This is a genomic window from Undibacterium sp. Ren11W (genome assembly GCF_049340485.1).
In the GTDB taxonomy this organism is placed as follows: domain Bacteria; phylum Pseudomonadota; class Gammaproteobacteria; order Burkholderiales; family Burkholderiaceae_D; genus Undibacterium.
Genome location: NZ_JBMPPB010000015.1, coordinates 47,550 through 68,392 on the forward strand (window position 1 = coordinate 47,550; position 20,843 = coordinate 68,392).

A 20,843-nucleotide genomic window follows, 5' to 3' on the forward strand; every position below is an offset into this window, starting at 1 on the left:
CTCCCTTTTTTTATCAAAAGGAGAGTAAGAAGAGCAGGGTAATTTCAGGCTGAACCTGGAGTGCTGCGCGCCACTCTTAGACCCAATTGCAGCAAGGCATCCCATGCATCACCAGCAAAAGCCTTGGCGCGTAAACCCTTAACCATTTTATCGACTTGCGCCGCCTCTTGCAGTGCAGCCTGCAAGCTGGCCAGGCTGACGCGCCGCAAAGCGGGCTCCATCAACTTTTCGCGTGGGCCCCAGATCCTGAATTCTTTCAGCATCACACCTAAAGGTCGCCCCTGTGCCATTCCGGCTTTGAGTTTGAGCAAGGTACGCAATTCTTCGGCGACGGCCCATAGCACTAGCGGCAGCGCCTCGCCCTCGCCCTTCAAACCTTCCAGCATGCGCACCAGACGTGCCACGTCACCGATCAGCATTGCCTCATTAAGTTTAAACACATCGTAGCGCGCCACATTGAGCACGGCATCGTGGATCACTTCAAAACTGAGCTTGCCGGGTGCCTGCAACAGACCTAGTTTTTGGATTTCCTGATGCGCGGCAAGCAGATTACCCTCGACTCTATCGGCGATGAAATCGAGGCTTTGCCTATCGGCACTCTGCCCTTGGGCTGACAGGCGCTGCGAGATCCAGCCTGGCAATTGCGCCCGCTCCACCAGAGGAATATCGATATACACGGCAGCTTGCTGCAAACTCGCCACCCACGCCGCCTTTTGGGTCGCCCAATCTAGCTTAGGTAGGGTGATCAGCGTCAGATTATCGGGAGAAAGCTTGGAGATATATTCCTGTATCGCGGCACCGCCATCTTTACCTGGTTTGCCGGTAGGAATACGCAAATCGATCAATTTTTTATCGCCAAACAGCGATTGCGATTGATTCGCCGCCAGTAAGGCGCCCCATTTGAAACTACGCTCTACCGTCAGGATATCACGCTCAAAATACCCCTGAGCCTTGGCAACCCGGCGGATTTTATCGGCAGTTTCCAGCGCCAGTAAATGCTCATCACTGGTGATAACATACAAGGCAGCCAGACCTTTAGAGAGATGAGCGTCAACCGCATCAAAGCGCAATTGCATGCTGTTATTCCATTTTCAGCACGGCGAGCCGGCGCATGATCTGCTGCACCAAATCACTTTGCATGTCGCGATACAGTAATCCTTCTTCGGATTCTTTCGCCAGCACTTGGGATTCATTAAAACTGATAGTCCGTTTTAAACTGATCACGGTCGGGACTAAGACTTCCTTACCGGTTGTATCGACCACCCGAAAACGAAAATTATAGATCAGGTTATATTCGCGCGCGCGCCCCTGACTATTGTAGGAAAGTATCGCTTTCTCCCGGGTTTCGGCCAGCACTTGCAGCGCCACATCGGCACTTTTGGCATCCAAGGCTATGGTGGTCTGGCCACTGGAACGAATATTTCTTTTCAACTCACCACCTAAAGGCGAATTGAGCGGCATGTCAATAAAAATACTATTGAAGGGAAACACTACGGCTCCGCGCAAGGCAAAGCCGCAAGCGGACACGCTCAGCATCACGGCGATGATGCCAAGCGCGCTCAGCCACTTGCGAATAGAAGAGGCGGAGTGTTTCATCAGGCGACGATATTCACTAATTTTCCTGGCACGATAATTACCTTTTTCGGCGGCCCTTCGAGGAATTTTTGCACGCTTTCAACCGCCAGCGCAGCTGCCTCTATCGTCGCCTTATCTGCATCTTTGGCGACCTTGACGCTACCGCGCAATTTGCCATTGACTTGTATCATCAGCTCGATTTCATTCTGCACCAAAGCGGCCTCGTCGACTTGCGGCCAAGGCGCATCGATGATCTCGCCAAATTCTGCCGCCAGACCAAGCGCCACCCAGAGCGCATGCGTGATATGCGGACAAACCGGATACAACGCACGCAACAGGATGCCGAAGGATTCACGCAGCACTGCCGCATGCCCTTCACCTTCAGGCTTGAACGACTCTATCGCGTTGAGCAATTTCATAGCACCCGAGACTACGGTGTTGTATTGCAAACGCTCGTAATCGGCATCGATCTGTTTTAAAGTCAGATGCACTTCGCGTCGCAAACTCTTGACGTCGGCTGCAAAGCTATCCGCATCAATGCTTGTGCCAGCAGCACTGGCAACCGTCGCTGATAACTTCAAAGCGGTCGCCCAAAGACGACGCAGATAGCGCGCCGCGCCCTCTACCCCGCTATTGTTCCAGGCAGCGCTTTGATCCGGAGGACCGGCAAACATGGTAAACAAACGTGCAGTATCGGCGCCAAATTGCTCAATAATGTCTTTCGGCTCCACTACATTATTCTTGGACTTCGACATTTTCTCTATGCCGCCCATTTGCACAGGCTGACCATCGCTTTTCAGGATGGCGGCAACCGGGCGACTTTTTTCGTCGTATTGCACTTCGATTTCATTCGGATAAAACCAGATCTTTTTGCCGCTGGCTTCTTCACGATAATAGGATTCGTTCAGCAGCATCCCTTGCGTGAATAAGTTCTTGAACGGCTCAGAGATTTTAACCAATCCCATGTCGCGCATGGCCTTAGTCCAGAAACGTGCATACAGTAAATGCAAGACCGCATGCTCAACGCCACCGATGTACTGATCCATACCGGCATCACCCATCCAATAGTCGTTGCGCTCATCGACCATGGTCGCCGCATCCGGGCAGGTATAGCGCATAAAATACCAGCTTGAATCGACAAAGGTATCCATGGTGTCGGTTTCGCGTTGCGCTGGTTTGCCACATTTTGGACATGGCACATTCAAAAATGCCGCATGCGTTTTTAATGGATTACCAGATCCATCAGGAATACATTCGGTCGGTAACACAACCGGCAAGTCAGCGTAAGGCACTGGCACATCACCGCAAGATTCGCAATGAATGATGGGAATCGGCGTGCCCCAGTAACGCTGACGGGAAATACCCCAGTCACGCAGACGCCAGGTAGTTTTCTTTTCACCGATTTGCTTTTCTGCCAAATCGACTGCCACCGCATCGACTGCAGCTTTGTAAGCGAGGCCATCATACTTGCCAGAATTAACTGTAATACCACGCTGCTTGTCGCCGTAAGAGTCGGCCCAGGCATCCGTAGTAAAGGTTTCGCCTTCAACCGCTACCACTTGCTTGATGGCGATCTGATATTTTTTAGCAAAGGCAAAATCGCGCTCATCATGCGCTGGCACCCCCATTACTGCGCCATCGCCATATGTCATCAAGACGTAATTGCCGACCCACACCTCAACCTGCTCACCTGTCAAAGGATGGGTGACAAACAAGCCGGTAGGCATACCTTCTTTTTCCTTGGTCGCCATCTCAGCTTCGGTGGTGCCACCGGCTTTGCAGACTTCGATGAAGGCCGCCAACGCTGGATTATTTTGTGCAGCGACTGTCGCAATCGGATGCTCCGCCGCCACCGCGCAAAAAGTCACACCCATAATGGTGTCAGGACGCGTAGTGAACACATACATCTTGCCGTCTTGCAGCAGCGTGCCGGAAGCATCTGTGATCTGATGCGGGAAGGCAAAGCGCACCCCTTCGCTCTTGCCTATCCAGTTACGCTGCATGGTGCGGACCTGATCAGGCCAGCCATCCAGTTCGTCTATGCTATCAAGCAATTCATCGGCATATTGGGTAATGCCGAAGTAATAGCCGGGAATTTCACGTTTTTCAACTAAAGCACCGGAGCGCCAGCCGCGCCCATCGATCACCTGCTCATTCGCCAACACAGTTTGATCAACAGGATCCCAATTGACTACCTGGGTTTTTTTATACGCAATGCCTTTTTCCAGCATCTTTAGAAACAGCCATTGATTCCAGCGATAATAATCTGGATCACAGGTCGCCACTTCACGGGTCCAGTCAAATGCCAGGCCTAAGGGCTGCATTTGCGACTTCATGTCTTCGATATTTGCGTAAGTCCACTCTGACGGAGATTTTTTATATGCAATCGCCGCGTTTTCCGCAGGCAGGCCAAAGGCGTCCCAGCCCATAGGCATCAAGACGTTATAGCCTTTCATGCGCAACTGGCGCGCCAGCATGTCATTAATCGTGTAGTTACGCACATGGCCCATGTGCAATTTACCTGAAGGGTAAGGCAGCATCGAGCAGGCGTAGTATTTACCTTTGGGAAAACGCGTATCGTTCTCTACCGTTGTATAGGCATCGATTTGCTTCCAATGCGTCTGTGCTGATTGCTCGACTTCAGATGGGGTATATTTTTCTTGCATGAGGACTCAATAGTGGCGATGACAGATAAATTGCGCGGAAATTGCTATGAACCCTGAATTATAACTGCTTAGTGGGCGTATTCAAAAATGCGCAGCATCCAGACGTACTCTAATTTTTGTTTGCTTTAGCAGAATTGGACTCTGTAGTGGATGCAGTAACAAAGCCGATTTTACTTATTCCTTGCGCCTGCGCTGCCGCCATGACTTGCGCAATGAGACCGTATTGGGTGGACTGATCTGCGCGCAGTCGCAATTCAACTTGCGGATTTTTTTTCACCAATGCAGATAACTTGGCATCAAGTTCGGCCAATTTTATAGGCTCGGCATTCCAATACAAATCGCCTTTGGCATCCATAGAAAGCGTAGCCGCGTCTGCAGCTTGCGGTGCAGCCTGAGCCTGCACCTTAGGTAATGCGAGTGGTATGGAGTGCAGTAGCAAAGGTGCAGTAAGTATGAAAATCACCAACAACACCAGCATCACGTCCACCATGGGTGTCACGTTAATATCCGAGATGCTCAGTAATGGGCTACGTTCCGAGCGTCCGTTAAATTTCCCAAAAGCCATTACCTTACTCCGGTGCACACGCTGAATACTATTCAACTCTGCTTAGATGGGCGTGCAAATCGTAGGCAAATGCATCCAATTCGGCAAAAGTTATTCGGTTAATCCGGTTAAATGCGTTATACGATAATACCGCAGGAATCGCCACGACCAGCCCTAGTGCGGTCATGATCAAGGCCTCGCCTACCGGTCCGGCCAACTGATCTATCTGCACCGCCCCAGAACCAGCGACCGTGCTCAGGGCGTGATAAATGCCCCAGACGGTTCCCAGCAATCCGACAAAAGGAGCGGTCGCACCTATCGACGCCAGTAAATTCAAGCCGGACTCTAGCTTGACAGTGACCCGATTGAGTTCCTGCCGCAGGACCTGAGTAAGTACATCCGCAATTTCAGCCTTGGCATTTAATCCGCCACTGCGCTGGTTTGGATCAATCGCAGCGAGCGCTAGCCGCGCCAGACTTGCGAACACATCCTGTTTATCCGCTGCGCTGAGCAACGCGAGTGCGTCTTGATTCGTCGGTGATTTCCAAAACGCGGGTAAATTTACGGCTGCCGCACGAATTTGCCAAAATGACCAAGTTTTAGCGAGAATAGTAGTCCAACTCAAAAATGACATCAACAGCAAAACATAGCTCAACAAATGACTAAAGCCGTCCACTTGTATCCAATACTGTGTGAGCGCTGAAGTCATTTTGAATATCTCAGCTCAGTTTCAATTTAAGCCTAGCACATCATACATATCGTAAAGTCCGGTCTTTTTATCCGCCAGAAAACGAGCCGCACGCAAACTGCCGTGCACGTAGGTAACCCGACTGGATGATTTGTGCGAGATCTCCACCCTTTCACCAATACCGGCAAACAAAACCGTATGGTCACCGACTATATCGCCGCCACGTATCGTCGCAAAACCGATAGAAGAAGGATCGCGCTCACCGGTAACACCTACCCGTGAAAACACACCGACTTCATTTAAGTCACGACCTAAAGTATCGGCGATCACCTCGCCCATTTTCAGAGCAGTGCCAGATGGCGCGTCAATTTTATGGCGATGGTGCGCCTCGACTATCTCAATGTCATAGCCGTGCGAAAAATTTTTCGCTGCCATTTCTAATAGCTTCAAGGTGACATTCACGCCCACACTCATATTCGGCGCAAATACGATCGCAGTTTTTTCTGCCGCAGCAGCAATCGCCGCCTTGCCCGCTTCATCGAAACCCGTTGTACCGATGATCATCTTGATACCATGCTCGGCACAGTATTCCAAATGTTTGAGAGTTCCTTCTGGGCGGGTAAAATCAATCAGATAATCAGAATTTGCCAGTGCTTCAGAAAAATCTGAGGCAATCAACACACCCGAAAGTTTCCCCAAAGTGGAGGCGGCATCGCTGCCAAGAAATGGCGATTCAGGAATATCCAAAGCTCCCGCCAAAACAGTGTCTTCAGCCTCGGCAATGCTCTCTATCAACATCTTCCCCATGCGGCCAGATGCACCTGCCACTGCAATTTTCAATGCTGTCATGTCACTAGTCTTTCTTATTTTTTCTTAGGGGCTTCTATATCAGGTGAAGTTGCCGCCTTCATGCCGATAGCCGAACTGGTAATGTGCGCCAGGTAGTCTTTTTCAGTTGGTAAATTACCGCCTTCAAAACGCTCCACGGTATTATTCTTAAAGTAGACGGTAACACGACTGGTCACCAACTCACCATCCGTCTTCAGCAAACGGAAAGGATAGTCCCATCGGTCTTCATGAAACATGTCAGTCAATAAGGCAGTGCCAAGCAGGAAGCGCACTTGTTCGCGTGTCATGCCATTTTTTAGCTGACTAACCATTTCTTGAGAAACGAAGTTTCCTTGCTGTATCGTCATACGATATGGCGATACGTAGCCAAACAGCTTATTTAAGCCTGTGGGAGCAATCACTTGAGTACCATCCGCCTCGGTACTGACTACCGGTACATCTTTGAGCAAGGGGTTCTTTGTAGTGCAGCCAGATAAAAAAACAGCCAAGCTGAGGCTAAGCAATGCGCCTAGTGTGTGGTGGGATTTCTTACAAAACATCAATCGCATAGATAACCTCAATATATTGAGCAAAAATGTAGGGGCTGCAAATTTCAGATAAGATGGCAATATAAATATTAAGCAGTCGCCAAAACCCTATATCATAAAGCAGATAGTAATTATTTTACCGAAAACATGACGAATAGCACTCCCAACCTCAAAGCTAGCGGATTAAAGGCAACCTTACCACGCCTGAAAATCTTAGAAATATTCCAAAGCAGCACAGTCCGCCATTTGACAGCGGAAGATGTATATAAGATCCTGCTGAATGAAAATATGGACGTGGGCTTAGCCACAGTCTATCGGGTATTGACACAATTCGAGCAAGCCGGTTTATTACACCGCAATCATTTTGAAACCGGCAAAGCTATCTTTGAATTAAATGAAGGCTCGCACCATGATCACTTGGTTTGCCTCAATTGTGGGATGGTCGAAGAATTTTATGATGAGGAAATAGAACGTAGACAGCAAGCAATCGCAGATACTAAAGGTTTTACCATTTCAGATCATGCTTTAGCGCTTTACGGATATTGCTCCAAGCCTGGTTGCGGCCCAAAAAACAGAAAAAACTAAGCTTTTCAGGCTTCTATTTAAATCGTATTCACGTCAGATATTATTGAGCGACCTGGCGCTGCTGACGAATTTTTGTCGCCACTTGCGCTACCGCATCTAGCACTTTTTTCGCATTAAATGGTTTAACGATATACCCACTGATCCCGGCATGTACAGCCTCAGTCACCGTTTCTTGATCCTTATTTGCGGTCACCATCAAAATCAGCACTTCAGGCATAACTAGCTTAATACTTTTTAATGCCTCTAAACCGCTGACCTTAGGCATGATGACATCAAGCAAAATAATATTGGGTTTGAATTTAATCGCCATTTCATGCGCGACATCACCATCGGTAGCTTCGCCCACTAAATCGTATCCCTCGCTTCTCAAGATCACTCTTAATGTTTCGCGGGTAATATCACTGTCGTCAACTATCAGTATGGAAATATCTTTATTATTTAACATAGAAGTCCATTATTGATTGATAAATTTCTCGTATTTTTACTTAATGACTAAGTGCATTAGATAGAAGTTTGGCGGTAATATCGACAATCGGAATTACCCTTTCATAAGCCATGCGGGTCGGCCCTATCACCCCCAATGTGCCTACAATTTTACCATTAACTTCGTACGGCGCAGTCACCACACTCATCTCATCCATAGGCACTAGATTGGATTCGCCACCGATAAAAATCTGTACTCCAGTAGCCTTACTCGATACATCAAGCAATTGCATTAAGCCAGTTTTCTGCTCAAACATATCAAATAACTTACGCAAAGACGTCATATTCGACGATAGATCTGCCACATTCAACAAATTGCGTTCACCCGAGATCACAACATCGTCCGCGTGCTCAGCCATGGCATCGCTTCCAGCTTCCACCGCTGCCTGCATTAAGCGCGACATATCGTCGCGCAATTGCCGCAACTCAGTATTGATACGCAAGCGCGCATCGTCGAAACTAAGCCCGCCAAAATTTTGATTCAGATAATTGGCCGCCTGCACCAACTGAGACGGACTGTAATCGACATCTGTGAGCAGTAAGCGATTGTGTACTTCCTTACTGGGAGTGACTACGACCAACAAGATACGTTTTTCAGATAAACGTAAAAATTCGACCTGCTGAAAGATAGACTCCTGACGCGCGGTCATGACTACTCCTGCAAACTGCGACAAGGACGACAATACCTGGGCTGCATTGGCAATAATTTTTTGCGGTGGAGTGGAGAAAATACGCGACTGCAAGCGCGACTCCAGAGCGGCCTCATCAATCACCTGCACCGTCAATAATTGATCGACAAAAACGCGATAACCACGCGGTGTCGGTACCCGCCCCGCCGAAGTATGTGGGCTAGTGACAAAGCCCATATGCTCAAGATCGGCCATCACATTGCGTATGGTGGCCGACGATAATTCTAGCCCGGATATTTGCGACAAGGCACGCGAACCGACTGGTTGTCCATCTGCGATATAGCGCTCCACCAGAGCCTTGAGCAGGGTTTGTGCACGATTATCAAGTTGCATAAGTATTTGATCAAAAAATATTAAGTAAAAAATCGGAAATACTCTGTGCGTCTGGAGCTCATAAATGTTCAGATTGCATCATTACAGATAAGTAAAAATTTCATTCAAATTCGAAATTGTGGCATCCGGCTTGACGTGTTGATGAGACGTTTCTTCGGGCTTTAAATATCGACGATTCATCCATACGCCCTGCATTCCTACCTGCTGCGCTGCTGCGACATCCAAAGCCAAGTCATCCCCCACAAACAAAACTTGCTGAGGCAATAAATTTAAGGCGGCGCAGGCGGCTGTAAAAATACGCGGATCAGGCTTGGCGCAACCAAAACTATGCGCGGCCAACGACACCTTAAAATACTGCGCCAAACCTATCGCCTGTAAATCAGCAAAGCCGTTCGAGATTGAGCCTAACAAGATCTGAGCATGCAACTGACTCAACACTGGAATGACCTCATCATACAATTGCACCTTATTGCGCGCGTCAGCAAACACAGCCATGGCCTGATCAGCCAAACTTTGATCGCTGCCAAATTCACGAAACACCTGACTTAACATGGTATGCCGAAGCGCCCATAAATCATACTCGAAGCGCGGATTAGTTCTCACCAAAGCCTGCCTGCGTTTGCGCAAACTCTCTATCGTATGATGTTGAACAACTTCAGGCACATGAACTTCCATCCACTGATGTAAGCTCAGTTCGGCCTGCATAATGACGGCCTCCACAGGCCACAAAGTGTCGTCCAGATCAAACAGCACCGCTTTAATACTCATACTTACTCACTTTTGATATTCACAATATGAGTAATTATGTTCTAATCTGGCTCATCTTTGCGATCAATCCACGTACTTTATGACTTCTCCTGCAAAAACTATCGCACTAGTCGGTAAGTACAATGCCCCAGGCATTACCGAGTCCCTGATAGAACTGGCAAATTTTTTGGACCATGCCGGACATACCGTAGTGCTAGAGTCAGAAACAGCACTCAACATGGATCTGAGGAATTTCAACCAAATGGACGCGCCAGAAATTGGCAAATATGCGGATGCCGCCATCGTCCTCGGTGGCGATGGCACTATGCTGGGAATAGCGCGTCAACTGGCGCCTTACAATGTCCCGTTGATAGGCATTAATCAAGGCCGGTTGGGCTTTATTACGGACATCCCTCTGGAGCGCATGATACCCGTCATCGCGGAAATGCTAGATGGAAAATACGTTTCTGAGCGCCGCAGTTTATTGCAAGCAATCGTAATACGCGATGGCAATCAGATTTTTAGCGGCATGGCATTCAATGATATCGTAGTTTCGCGTGGCGCAGGCTCTGGCATGGTCGAATTGCGGGTCGATGTTGACCAGCAGTTTATGTACAATCAACGTTCCGACGGCCTGATTGTTTCCACCCCGACCGGCTCTACGGCCTATTCTCTATCGGCTGGCGGCCCTCTACTGCACCCAAGTTTATCGGGCATCGTCATGGTGCCTATCGCACCACATGCGCTGTCCAATCGCCCTATCGTTTTGCCTGACTCTAGCGAGATTTGCATAGAAATCGTGGCCGGACGTGATATCAGCGTCAATTTTGATATGCAATCCTTCGCCAGCTTACTTTACAAGGATAGGATAATCATCAAGCGTTCAGCCCATACGGTCACCTTCCTGCACCCGCAAGGCTGGAATTATTACGATACATTAAGAGAAAAATTGCACTGGAATGAGTATCCCTCGGTGGAAGGCGCTTTACGTTAAAATAAGCGCTAGTTTTTAGCTTACGATGTTACCGCACTATTGTCCGTTTTAATTTCCAGCAACTCAATTTCCCTCAACCTTCTCCAGTCAAACCCTATGCTGCGCACGCTTGCTATACGTGATTTCGTTATCGTTGATGCGATAGAACTAGAATTTTCAAATGGATTTACCGTTTTCACAGGAGAAACCGGTGCTGGAAAATCTATTTTAATTGACGCACTGGCGTTAGCGCTGGGCGGTCGTGGCGATGCCAGCATGGTCAGAGAAGGTGCCGCCAAAGCGGATATCTGCGCCGCGTTTTCTATCAACCAGCAAAGCGCGCAGTGGCTGGAAGAAAATGACTTCAGCGATCCAGAACACGAATTATTGCTCAGACGAGTGATAGACAATGCCGGTCGTTCCAAAGCCTACATCAACGGCAGTAGCGCCACCGCATCTCAATTACGTGAATTGGGCGATATGTTAGTCGACATCCATGGTCAGCACGCCCATCAATCTCTCTTAAAAGCCTATGCTCAACGTGACTTACTCGATATGCAGGGGGGCTTACAAAACCAAGTCATAGCGATAAGCACGCTGTTTAAACAGTGGCGGAATGTAAGCAAGCAACGCGAGCAGTTTGAAAGCAATGCTAAAAATATTCTGCTAGAAAAAGAACGTCTGGAGTGGCAAGTCAGTGAACTAGAAAAACTCCAGGTCAAACCTGGCGAGTGGGAATCCATCAGTCACGAACACAGCCGGCTGGCACATGCTGCCAGCCTGTTAGAGGGTGCGCAAGAAGCCGCCGATCTGATCTCGGAATCTGAGCATCCTATGTTGTCTCAACTCACTTCGCTACACCAAAAACTCTCTAAATTGCAGAGCTACGACGCTGCATTGACGCCCGTGATAGAAGCTCTCGATTCGGCGCGCATTAACTTGCAAGAGAGTGCCTATGCACTCAATGATTATTTAGGCCGCGTCGAGCTCGACCCTGCACGTCTGCGCGAAGTCGACGCCAGAGTCGAAGTATTGCACGCCACGGCAAGGCGCTTTCATCTAGCTCCCGAATTACTGCATCAGGAATTGGCAACGCTCTCTACACAGTTACACCAATTATCCGGCATCTCAGATATCGCTGCGCTTAAAGCTCAGGAACAAGAAGCGCAGCAGAGCTACTTAGCCCAGGCAAAAAAACTCAGTCAGGCTCGCGCTAAGGTGGCGCAAGATCTAGCGAAAGCGGTCAGCAGCGCGATGCAAGACCTGAGTATGGCAGGCGGATCTTTTGACATCGCTCTCAACCCTTGCGAAGCGACTTCAACCGGGGTAGAGCAAATAGAGTTTATGGTTGCAGGACACGCAGGAGTGCAAGCCAGACCGTTGGCGAAGGTGGCATCTGGTGGTGAACTGGCACGCATTTCATTGGCCATTTCCGTCATTACGTCTTGCGCGACCGCGACCCCCACCTTAATTTTCGATGAAGTCGACAGCGGTATCGGGGGCGGTGTGGCTGAGGTAGTTGGCCGACTACTAAAACGGTTGGGCCAAGATCGTCAGGTCTTATGCGTCACTCACTTGCCACAGGTGGCGAGCCAGGCTAACCATCACTTCGAAGTCAGCAAGGGCAACGATGCAGGTCGCACGGTATCGCGCATAGACAACCTGGACAACAAGCAAAGAGTCGAAGAAATCGCACGCATGTTAGGCGGCATAGAAATCACAGCGACCACGCGCAAACATGCCAGAGAATTGTTAGCGTCTTAGCTGCAAGTGAAACAGTTCAATTAAGTTCAAACGCAACATCAAAAAAGTTAAGACGAAAAATATTATGCCCTTTCATAAAGAGCCGCCCTACGCTCACGGAACGATCGCCAAAACCGCAGTCGTACTAATTAATCTTGGCACCCCCGATGCCCCGACCACGGCAGCGGTACGACGCTATCTAAAAGAATTCTTATCGGACCATAGAGTGGTGGAAATCCCCAGGGCGGTTTGGTGGCTGATACTCAATCTGATCATACTGCCATTTCGTTCTAGCAAATCGGCAGCCAAGTATGCGTCCATCTGGAGTAAGGATGGATCCCCTCTGAAAATCCATACGGAAAAGCAGGCCTTATTACTGCAAGGTTATCTCGGTGAACGTGGTCACGAAGTGAAAGTCACCTATGCCATGCGCTATGGATCGACCAATATCCCGGAAGTGCTGACTAAACTTAAAGCTGAAGGCTATGAGCGCCTACTGATACTGCCAGCGTATCCGCAATACTCTGCCACCACCACAGCGTCTAATTTCGACGCAGTATTTAGCCATTATCAGCAAGTGAGAAATATTCCTGAACTGCGCTTTATCAAAAACTATCATGACCATGAAGCCTATATTCAGGCACTGAAACACTCTATCCTGCATTACTGGCAAAGCAATGGGCGGCCAGACAAACTGGTTATGAGTTTCCATGGTTTGCCAAAAGCCTTTTTAATGCGGGGCGACCCGTATCACTGCGAGTGCTACAAAACTGCGCGCTTGCTGGCCGAACAATTGGGCTTAAACAAAGATCAGTACATGGTCACTTTCCAGTCTAGACTGGGACGCGCTGAATGGCTGCAACCCTACACCGCTACGTCCGTGCAGGAATTGGGAAAACAGGGAATAAAACGTATAGACGTTGTGTGTCCGGGCTTTATTGCCGACTGCCTCGAAACTCTGGAGGAGGTCGCGATGGAAGTGCGACATGACTTTTTGCAAGCTGGCGGTAAAGAATTTCACTATATTCCTTGTTTGAATGAATCTCCAGAATGGCTGCGCGCGCTGGCCGAAATTACCGAACAACATCTGATAGGATGGCCCACCATGATAACGGGCAGCTTGCGCGAACAACTAAAACAACGCGCCTTACTGAGTAGATCAGAAGCTAAACGTTTAGGTGCAGAACATTGAGCACCCTAAAAAATTCGCCACAAACCTGTTATGTCATCGGTGACATACAAGGATGCTGCGATCAACTTGAGCAATTGCTAGAGTTAATCGCACTTGCAGCACCGACAGCAAAGATTTTGTTTGCTGGCGATCTGGTCAATCGTGGTCCTAAATCACTACAGACCTTAAGGCTGGTCAAGGCCATGGGCGCGCGCGCGGACAGCGTCTTGGGCAATCACGATTTGCATTTGCTGGCTGTCGCCAATGGCATACGTCCAAGCCACAAAAGCGATACTCTGGACGAGATTTTAAAGGCACCGGACTGCGAAGAATTACTAGACTGGTTACGTCATCGGCCGCTAGCTATATTAGAACAAGGCCATCTACTGGTGCATGCAGGGCTTTTTCCTGCTTGGAGCATAGAGAAGACTCTCAACCTGGCGCAAGAGGTAGAGCAGATACTGCGCGGTTCTGACTGGCTGGGTTTATTACGTGAGATGTATGGCAACACCCCTGATCGCTGGAGCGATGCCTTACAAGGAAGCGAGCGTTGGCGCTGCATCATCAACGCACTCACCCGCATGCGCTATTGCAGCGGCGATGGCGTGATGGATTTTGCCAGTAAGGATGGCACGGCGAATGCTCCACCAGGATTTGCCCCCTGGTTTGACATTGCGAACCGAAAAAGCGCAAATCACACGGTAATCTTTGGGCACTGGTCGACGCTAGGTTTAGTACTACGCCCGGACCTGATCAGCCTCGATACCGGCTGCGTCTGGGGTGGCAAACTGACTGCCATTTCCCTGCCTGGCCGAGATTTACTGCAAGTGGAATGCCCTCAGCAACTGCCACCGGGAAAAACCAAGTAATCGCGCAAGCCTACACTCAGCGTGTTGCTGGCGTTTTTTTAAGTTTTTTTAGGCTTTTATCTCTATGCCTAAACTTTGCGCTACCGCCAGTCGCGCAGCTAGTGCGATTTCCCGGCGGTGTGCATCTTCTGTACTAATGGAGCGTAACTGACGCAGCTCTGCGGTAATTTCACCACCCTTTAAGATTGCCTGCATGCTCTCAACTATCGTCATCTCGCCAATAAAATCGACCGCAGGATGTAGCTTGTTACTGGCATCGAGATAGCGGATAGAGAAAGGCTCTATCGGTACTTGCGCCTCAATCGCAGCCTCAAACAGATTCGCATGAAAAGGTAAAATTGATCCTTGTGCAGCCGTAGTCCCTTCAGGAAAAAATGCAATGCGCTTGCCGGCATGGATCTGCTGCACCAAGCCTTCATAGATGCGCCTTACTTCCCTTTGCTTGCCGCGCTCAAGAAAAATTGTTCCGGCTTTTTGACTAAGCCAGCCTATCATCGGCCAGCTACGGATATCGGATTTAGCGACAAAATAACAGGGCTGTTGCGCATTCATGACAAAAATATCCAGCCATGACACATGGTTAGAGACGATCAGCGCACGTGACACGGCGGTGCCCTCACTGCAATCAATGAATTTCAATTGCACCCGGCAGATCGCAAGTAAACGCCCAGACCACCAGCGTATTAAGCGCTCATGAGTCGCAACTTTACTCAAGGGGAAGCATACCCCACCTATCAACAAACCCACCAGGAGATGGGACATCAAACATATCAAACGCCAAGCGACCATGCACTGCCTCTAGGTACATACTCACCAGGAGTATAGGTAATTATTTAAAATTGCGCGCAATAACAATGCGCAAACGGGGAGGAGTTACGCATACTCCCCATTTCTCAACTTAAAATTATAGATTAAAGATTAAGATTTACTTCAGAGCGTCAAAAGCCAGATGACCTGCGACGATGGTTGCCTTTACCACGCCCGGCAATTCATACGCCAGAAATGGTGTGTGCTTACCCTGACTAACCAAGGCACTAGCGGCCACCGTCCAACGCTGAGTGGCATCAAACAAACACAGATCGGCGATTTGACCGACCGCGATTTGACCGCATGGTAGGTTCGCAAGTTGCGCTGGTGCGTGGGTGATTTTCATTAAGACCTGTGACAAGCTAACTGTGTCGCGACTATCTTCAGCCCACTTCAAAGCCAAGGACAGGAGCAACTCAAGACCCGTCGCGCCTGGTGAAGCCTCAGCAAACGGCAACAACTTCTCATCATCATCGACCGGTGTGTGGTCTGAACAAATCGCATCGATAGTGCCATCGCGCAAAGCTGCCTGTATCGCATCACGATCACGTTGACTGCGTAAAGGCGGCGTCATACGGGCATTCGAATCAAAATAGCCAATATCCGCATCGGTCAGATGCACATGGTGGACGCCGACATCGCAGCTCAATAGCAAACCTTCTTGCTTCGCTTGACGCACCAGCTCCAGACCAGCAGCGGACGAGATACGGCACAAATGTACCCTGGCCCCAGTAGAACGCATCAACTCAAACAGGGTATGCAAGGCGATGGTTTCACTCATCACCGGCACGCCAGAGAGGCCCAAACGCGTAGCCAAGGGACCGCTATGAGCAACCCCTCCCTTACCGATAAAGGCATCCTGCGGACGCAACCACACCGTGTAGCCAAAGGTGCTGGCATATTGCAAGGCACGCTGTAAAACATTGGTGTCTTCTATAGGTTCTTCGGCTTGTGAGAAGCCGACGCAACCAGCCTCAGTGAGGGCCGCCATTTCAGTAAGTGCCTGCCCTTTCAAACCCAGCGTCAATGCCCCCAAAGGATAGACGTGGGCCTTATTTTGCAAGCGCGCTCTTTGCTTGAGCATCTCAACTAAGCCTGCTTCATCCAGCACAGGATCGGTATCGGGCGGACAGACCAAGCTAGTCACACCACCGCGCATGGCGGCTTGTAATTCCGATTCTAAGGTAGCCTTGTATTCAAAACCAGGCTCACGCAAACGCGCACTTAAATCAACCAGTCCAGGGGCAAGCACCAAACCGGTCGCATCAATCACTTTATTCGCGCTGAAATCATGTGGAGCCTGGCCCATTGCAAGGATCTTACCGGCCGCTATAAACACATCCTGCACGACATCAGTGCCGCTGGCAGGATCGATCACACGCGCATTCGTAATATGAATTTTCATCTTCTTGTTTTCCTTACTCGCCGCTAGTGCCAGCGACGATGCTCATGACCGCCATCCGCACTGCGATACCAAAAGTAACCTGCGAAAGTATCACCGATTGCGGGCCATCGGCGACCGCAGAATCAATCTCTACGCCACGATTCATAGGGCCGGGATGCATTACGATGGCATCCGGTTTGGCCAGCGCCAGACGCTCTGGAGTCAGGCCGTAGTTCTTAAAATACTCTTGCGCGGATGGCAGCAAGGCACCATTCATACGTTCATTTTGCAAACGCAGCATGATGATTACGTCGACGCCCTTCAAGCCCTCATTCATATTATTGAACACTCTGACGCCCATTTGCTCCAGCCCACCCGGTAGCAAGGTACGCGGTCCTATGACGCGCACTTCAGGTACACCCAGAGTAGTCAGCGCATGGATATCAGAGCGGGCAACACGACTGTGCAACACGTCACCGATGATGGCCACCGTCAAATTACTGAAGTCTTTCTTGTAATGACGTATCGTGTACATGTCCAGCAAACCCTGAGTCGGATGTGAATGTCGGCCATCGCCGGCATTCACCACATGCACATGATGCTGCTTGGTGTCGTTGAGGTGCTTGGCAATCAGATGAGGCGCACCTGAGGTGGCGTGACGTACTACAAACATATCGGCGTGCATGGCAGCCAGATTGTCGATGGTATCGAGCAAAGACTCGCCCTTGCTCGCGCTAGATGCCGCGATATTGAGGTTAATCACATCGGCCGACAAGCGCTTAGAGGCGATTTCAAAGGTAGTGCGGGTGCGCGTGGAATTCTCAAAAAACAAATTGAAAACGCTTTTACCACGCATTAAAGGAACTTTTTTTAGCTCTCGGTCGCCAATACTGACAAAGGAAGATGCGGTATCGAGAATGTGATTGACGATGGACTTAGGCAGACCATCGATGCTTAGCAAATGCTGAAGCTCGCCGTGTTTATTGAGTTGGGGATTATGCATGATCGATCGAAAGGCTCAGTTTCCCATCCACTGCACGCTGCAGATGAACGGAAGAAGTAGGGTCAAAGTTAGCGGAGTAAGCGACAAAATCGGCAGCGATCGGTAACTCACGACCGCCACGATCAACCAGCGCGGCTAGCAAAATTTTTGCTGGCCGGCCATAGTCAAATAATTCATTGATTGCGGCACGGGTGGTGCGCCCGGTGTACAACACATCATCGACTAAGATGATGGTGGCATCATCTACATCGAAAGGGATTTTGGTAGGCTTCACATCGGGATGTAAGCCTTTTTTTGCATAATCATCCCGATAGAACGACACATCAATATAGCCCAAGGCCTCGTCCTTACCAAGATCGTTAGCAAGTCTTTGCGCCAGCCAGGCACCGCCAGAATAAATGCCAACGATCGCCAATTTTTGTATGTCTGCAGTCTGAGTCTGTATCTGGGCCAGCAACTGCAGATACAGGGCTTCCGCATCTAGAGAGGTTTTCATAGTAGTCATGATGTTTGATCAAAATATTGTTGCAAAATGAGCGCAGCGGCATGGTCATCTATCCTCTCACCGCGCTTCGCATTCAAGACTGCAGAAGTGTAGCGTTCATCTACCAACACGGTAGGCAAGGAAAACCGTCCTTGCAACTGATGGGAAAATCTTTGACAGCGTTGCGTCATTTCATGTGCAGCGCCATCTGGATGCATGGGTAAGCCCACCACACATAAGACCGGTTGCCATGACAAAATCAACTTGGACAACTCAGAAAACTTGCCGTCATTGGTAGCTGCACTGATAATCGCCAGCGGTTCTGCCTGCTTCAATAAGGTATTACCGACTGCGACACCAATACGTTTTAATCCAAAATCAAAAGCCAGAATGGTTCCAGACAACTCGGACATCAAGCATGCCCCGCATCAGCTACCAACATCAAAGGATCGATACCCAGCAATTTCATTGCGGCGACAAAACGCTCTTCTAAAGGCAAATCAAACAAAATATGCATGTCCGCAGCGACCGTTAACCAGCCATTGTCCAGTATCTCTTGCTCTAACTGCCCGGCACTCCACCCTGCATAACCGATACTGAGCATCATGCGTTCCGGTGCCTCACCTGCAGCCACCGCCTCTAGAATATCGCGGGAAGTAGTAAACGCGATTTCATCGGTCACTTTCAGAGAAGAAGAAAATTTCCCTATAGGTGCGTGCAAGACAAAGCCGCGATCATCCTGCACCGGTCCACCAAACATAACGGGGTGCTTACCCATAGGGTGAGAATCTGGAATATTTTCCAACTTCAAATCTATCCTATCAAACAATCCAGCGACTGTCATATCGGTCGGTTTATTGATGACTAAACCCATCGCGCCACGGGCATTGTGTTCGCAAATATAGATCACAGTGCCACCGAACATTGGATCTAACATAGAAGGCATGGCAATCAAAAAATGATTACTTAAATTCAGGTCGTCTGATCGCGACTTTTCGGCGGACAAGCCGACAGCAGCCGAAACGCCAACGTTCGAGGTGCCTTGTGCGCCAAATAAATTGGTGTGGATAGAGGTAATTTGCTTCGCCATGCCGACATTTTAGCATTTTTACGTGCTTTTTCGATGTGTGCTATGGTGTTCGGACTCGATTTCGCCTAGAGATCTACAAAAATTCATCTCTACCTAGCCTAGCCTCAATAGCACCCTACAAAAATATATGACAAAGCCAATACCACCCTCGCTAAGCACCAGCTTAGTCTGGTTTAGACGCGATTTGCGCTGTTTTGACCATGCCGCCCTCTATGCCGCATTAAAACAAAGCCAGTCTGTCTACTGCGTATTTATTTTTGATAAAAATATACTTGATTTACTGCCGCGCAGAGACCGACGCGTACATTTCATCGATCAAAGTGTGCGTGAGCTTGCTGCTGAAATAGAAAGCATGGGGGGTAATTTAATCGTTCGCTACGGTTATCCAGAGCAAGAGATTCCCAAACTTGCCCTAGAACTACAAGCCCAAGCAGTCGTGGTAAATCATGATTATGAACCCCAGGCAATACAACGCGACTCTCAAATCAAGCTACTTTTAGCTGAGTTTAATTGTAGTTTTTTGAGTTTCAAAGATCAGGTCATTTTTGAAAACGACGAAGTGTTAAGTCAAGCTGGCACACCATTTTCGATTTTTACTCCATATAAAAATGCATGGCTAAAAAAAATTCTGGCCCAAGCTGATGATTTTTATTGCAAACCCTATCCTGTACATGTTTACGCTGAAAAACTGAGTAAATATGCCAGCAGCGAAATCCCCGATTTGAAAAAAATGGGCTTTGTCACTATTGATCAATCCGAACTTCGATTACAAGGCGGGATGAAAGCTGGTGCAATTCTATTCGAGGATTTTTTATCCCGAATACACAATTACGAACTTGCCAGAAATTTTCCTGCAATCAAGGGCCCCTCCTATTTATCGGTGCATTTACGCTTTGGTACGGTGTCTATTCGTCATCTGGTGCGCGAAGCGATCAACTGCATTAGAACAGGTAACGCTATACAGGGAGCGCAAGTTTGGCTATCCGAATTAATCTGGCGAGATTTTTACTTTATGATTTTGCAGCATCATCCACGCGTAATCGATCACGCCTTCAAACCTGATTACGATGCCATTGTTTGGGAGAGTGGCCCCCACGCTGAGCAACTGTTTACCGCATGGTGTGAGGGGCAGACCGGCTATCCCTTAATTGATGCCGCGATGCTGCAATTAAACAATACCGGCTATATGCATAATCGACTAAGGATGGTGACGGCCTGTTTTTTGGTTAAAGATCTAGGGATATACTGGCGCTGGGGGGAGCGCTACTTTGCGCTCCATCTGAATGATTTTGACCTATCGGCAAACAATGGCGGTTGGCAATGGGCAGCGTCGACCGGCTGCGATGCACAACCATATTTCCGTATTTTTAACCCTATTACGCAATCTGAGAAGTTCGATCCCGACGGAAAATTCATTCGTCGCTATATCCCAGTACTGGCGAAACTGGAGAATAAGCAAATACATGCGCCTTGGACCCTGAGCGTAAGTAACCTAAAACAAGCGGGAATTACTCTAGGTGAGAATTATCCAGCTCCGATAATAGCCCATGATGAGGCTAGAAAAACAACCTTAGCTCGGTACGCAGTAGTCAAAAAATAGACAAAAAAAATGCACCGCTTAAAGCGGTGCATT

The 20,843-nt window shown here is 49.0% G+C and carries 22 protein-coding genes; 6 read left to right on the forward strand and 16 right to left on the reverse strand.

All coding sequences use genetic code 11. The features are described 5' to 3' along the window. Window positions 1-44 precede the first annotated feature (44 nt). The 7 genes from holA to ACO0K8_RS21985 form a co-directional block, all read right to left on the reverse strand. A complete protein-coding gene (gene holA, locus ACO0K8_RS21955) occupies window positions 45-1,076 on the reverse strand; it encodes a DNA polymerase III subunit delta (RefSeq protein ID WP_422948794.1) in 1,032 nt (343 codons plus the stop codon). A 4-nt stretch (window positions 1,077-1,080) separates the two neighbouring features. Beyond that, a complete protein-coding gene (gene lptE, locus ACO0K8_RS21960; RefSeq protein WP_422948795.1) occupies window positions 1,081-1,596 on the reverse strand; it encodes an LPS assembly lipoprotein LptE in 516 nt (171 codons plus the stop codon). Further along, window positions 1,596-4,241, reverse strand: coding sequence for a leucine--tRNA ligase (leuS, locus tag ACO0K8_RS21965; RefSeq protein ID WP_422948796.1), 2,646 nt, complete (start codon window positions 4,239-4,241; stop codon window positions 1,596-1,598). The genes lptE and leuS overlap by 1 nt, the downstream gene beginning before the upstream one ends. 109 nt (window positions 4,242-4,350) lie before the next feature. Next, on the reverse strand, window positions 4,351-4,806 hold the full coding sequence (locus ACO0K8_RS21970) for an ExbD/TolR family protein (protein ID WP_422948797.1): 456 nt from the start codon (window positions 4,804-4,806) through the stop codon (window positions 4,351-4,353). Window positions 4,807-4,834: 28 nt separating this feature from the next. Next, window positions 4,835-5,494: a MotA/TolQ/ExbB proton channel family protein gene (locus ACO0K8_RS21975; RefSeq protein WP_422948798.1), complete on the reverse strand. Its 660-nt coding sequence runs from the start codon at window positions 5,492-5,494 to the stop codon at window positions 4,835-4,837. Between the two features lie 21 nt (window positions 5,495-5,515). Next, entirely contained in the window at window positions 5,516-6,322 is an 807-nt protein-coding gene (gene dapB / locus ACO0K8_RS21980) for a 4-hydroxy-tetrahydrodipicolinate reductase (RefSeq protein ID WP_422948799.1), read from the reverse strand. Window positions 6,323-6,336: 14 nt separating this feature from the next. After that, the gene (locus ACO0K8_RS21985) at window positions 6,337-6,771 is read right to left on the reverse strand and encodes an outer membrane protein assembly factor BamE (protein WP_422948800.1); all 435 of its coding nucleotides are present in this window, start codon (window positions 6,769-6,771) and stop codon (window positions 6,337-6,339) included. Between the two features lie 225 nt (window positions 6,772-6,996). Between ACO0K8_RS21985 and fur the strand changes: the two genes are divergently transcribed. Next, window positions 6,997-7,434: a ferric iron uptake transcriptional regulator gene (gene fur / locus ACO0K8_RS21990; RefSeq protein WP_422948801.1), complete on the forward strand. Its 438-nt coding sequence runs from the start codon at window positions 6,997-6,999 to the stop codon at window positions 7,432-7,434. Between the two features lie 40 nt (window positions 7,435-7,474). On the opposite strand, the gene ACO0K8_RS21995 is transcribed toward fur, so the two are convergent. The 3 genes from ACO0K8_RS21995 to ACO0K8_RS22005 all read right to left on the reverse strand — a co-directional run bounded on the left by ACO0K8_RS21995 (window position 7,475) and on the right by ACO0K8_RS22005 (window position 9,707). Next, window positions 7,475-7,879 carry a response regulator gene (locus tag ACO0K8_RS21995; protein ID WP_422948802.1) on the reverse strand — a complete coding sequence of 135 codons (405 nt, stop codon included), beginning with the start codon at window positions 7,877-7,879 and terminating at the stop codon, window positions 7,475-7,477. A 40-nt stretch (window positions 7,880-7,919) separates the two neighbouring features. Next, on the reverse strand, window positions 7,920-8,939 hold the full coding sequence (gene hrcA / locus ACO0K8_RS22000) for a heat-inducible transcriptional repressor HrcA (RefSeq protein WP_422948803.1): 1,020 nt from the start codon (window positions 8,937-8,939) through the stop codon (window positions 7,920-7,922). A gap of 81 nt (window positions 8,940-9,020) precedes the next feature. Continuing rightward, entirely contained in the window at window positions 9,021-9,707 is a 687-nt protein-coding gene (locus ACO0K8_RS22005; RefSeq protein WP_422948804.1) for an HAD family hydrolase, read from the reverse strand. 79 nt (window positions 9,708-9,786) lie between these two features. On the opposite strand from ACO0K8_RS22005, the gene ACO0K8_RS22010 reads away from it, so the two are divergent. The 4 genes from ACO0K8_RS22010 (at window position 9,787) to ACO0K8_RS22025 (ending at window position 14,442) form a co-directional block, all read left to right on the forward strand. After that, window positions 9,787-10,680 carry an NAD kinase gene (locus tag ACO0K8_RS22010; RefSeq protein ID WP_422948805.1) on the forward strand — a complete coding sequence of 298 codons (894 nt, stop codon included), beginning with the start codon at window positions 9,787-9,789 and terminating at the stop codon, window positions 10,678-10,680. 96 nt (window positions 10,681-10,776) lie between these two features. Further along, the gene (gene recN / locus ACO0K8_RS22015) at window positions 10,777-12,423 is read left to right on the forward strand and encodes a DNA repair protein RecN (RefSeq protein ID WP_422948806.1); all 1,647 of its coding nucleotides are present in this window, start codon (window positions 10,777-10,779) and stop codon (window positions 12,421-12,423) included. Window positions 12,424-12,487: 64 nt separating this feature from the next. Beyond that, window positions 12,488-13,594, forward strand: a complete 1,107-nt coding sequence (gene hemH / locus ACO0K8_RS22020) for a ferrochelatase (protein WP_422948807.1) — start codon at window positions 12,488-12,490, stop codon at window positions 13,592-13,594. After that, complete coding sequence (locus ACO0K8_RS22025; RefSeq protein WP_422948808.1) at window positions 13,591-14,442, forward strand: symmetrical bis(5'-nucleosyl)-tetraphosphatase; 852 nt, start codon at window positions 13,591-13,593, stop codon at window positions 14,440-14,442. The genes hemH and ACO0K8_RS22025 overlap by 4 nt, the downstream gene beginning before the upstream one ends. A gap of 48 nt (window positions 14,443-14,490) precedes the next feature. Here ACO0K8_RS22025 and ACO0K8_RS22030 read toward each other — a convergent pair whose 3' ends face one another. From ACO0K8_RS22030 to ACO0K8_RS22055, 6 genes are all read right to left on the reverse strand, one after another. Next, entirely contained in the window at window positions 14,491-15,204 is a 714-nt protein-coding gene (locus ACO0K8_RS22030; protein WP_422948809.1) for a lysophospholipid acyltransferase family protein, read from the reverse strand. Between the two features lie 163 nt (window positions 15,205-15,367). Continuing rightward, on the reverse strand, window positions 15,368-16,654 hold the full coding sequence (locus ACO0K8_RS22035) for a dihydroorotase (RefSeq protein ID WP_422948810.1): 1,287 nt from the start codon (window positions 16,652-16,654) through the stop codon (window positions 15,368-15,370). 13 nt (window positions 16,655-16,667) lie between these two features. Continuing rightward, entirely contained in the window at window positions 16,668-17,636 is a 969-nt protein-coding gene (locus tag ACO0K8_RS22040) for an aspartate carbamoyltransferase catalytic subunit (protein ID WP_126128515.1), read from the reverse strand. Further along, the gene (gene pyrR / locus ACO0K8_RS22045) at window positions 17,629-18,141 is read right to left on the reverse strand and encodes a bifunctional pyr operon transcriptional regulator/uracil phosphoribosyltransferase PyrR (RefSeq protein ID WP_422948811.1); all 513 of its coding nucleotides are present in this window, start codon (window positions 18,139-18,141) and stop codon (window positions 17,629-17,631) included. Before pyrR ends, ACO0K8_RS22040 begins: the two co-directional genes overlap by 8 nt. Continuing rightward, window positions 18,138-18,533: a Holliday junction resolvase RuvX gene (ruvX, locus tag ACO0K8_RS22050; protein ID WP_422948812.1), complete on the reverse strand. Its 396-nt coding sequence runs from the start codon at window positions 18,531-18,533 to the stop codon at window positions 18,138-18,140. Before ruvX ends, pyrR begins: the two co-directional genes overlap by 4 nt. Further along, complete coding sequence (locus tag ACO0K8_RS22055; RefSeq protein WP_422948813.1) at window positions 18,533-19,210, reverse strand: YqgE/AlgH family protein; 678 nt, start codon at window positions 19,208-19,210, stop codon at window positions 18,533-18,535. The genes ruvX and ACO0K8_RS22055 overlap by 1 nt, the downstream gene beginning before the upstream one ends. Window positions 19,211-19,337: 127 nt before the next feature. Between ACO0K8_RS22055 and ACO0K8_RS22060 the strand changes: the two genes are divergently transcribed. Next, window positions 19,338-20,810 (forward strand): cryptochrome/photolyase family protein, encoded by a 1,473-nt coding sequence (locus ACO0K8_RS22060; protein ID WP_422948814.1) that lies wholly within the window; start codon window positions 19,338-19,340, stop codon window positions 20,808-20,810. The last annotated feature ends 33 nt before the right edge of the window (window positions 20,811-20,843 follow it).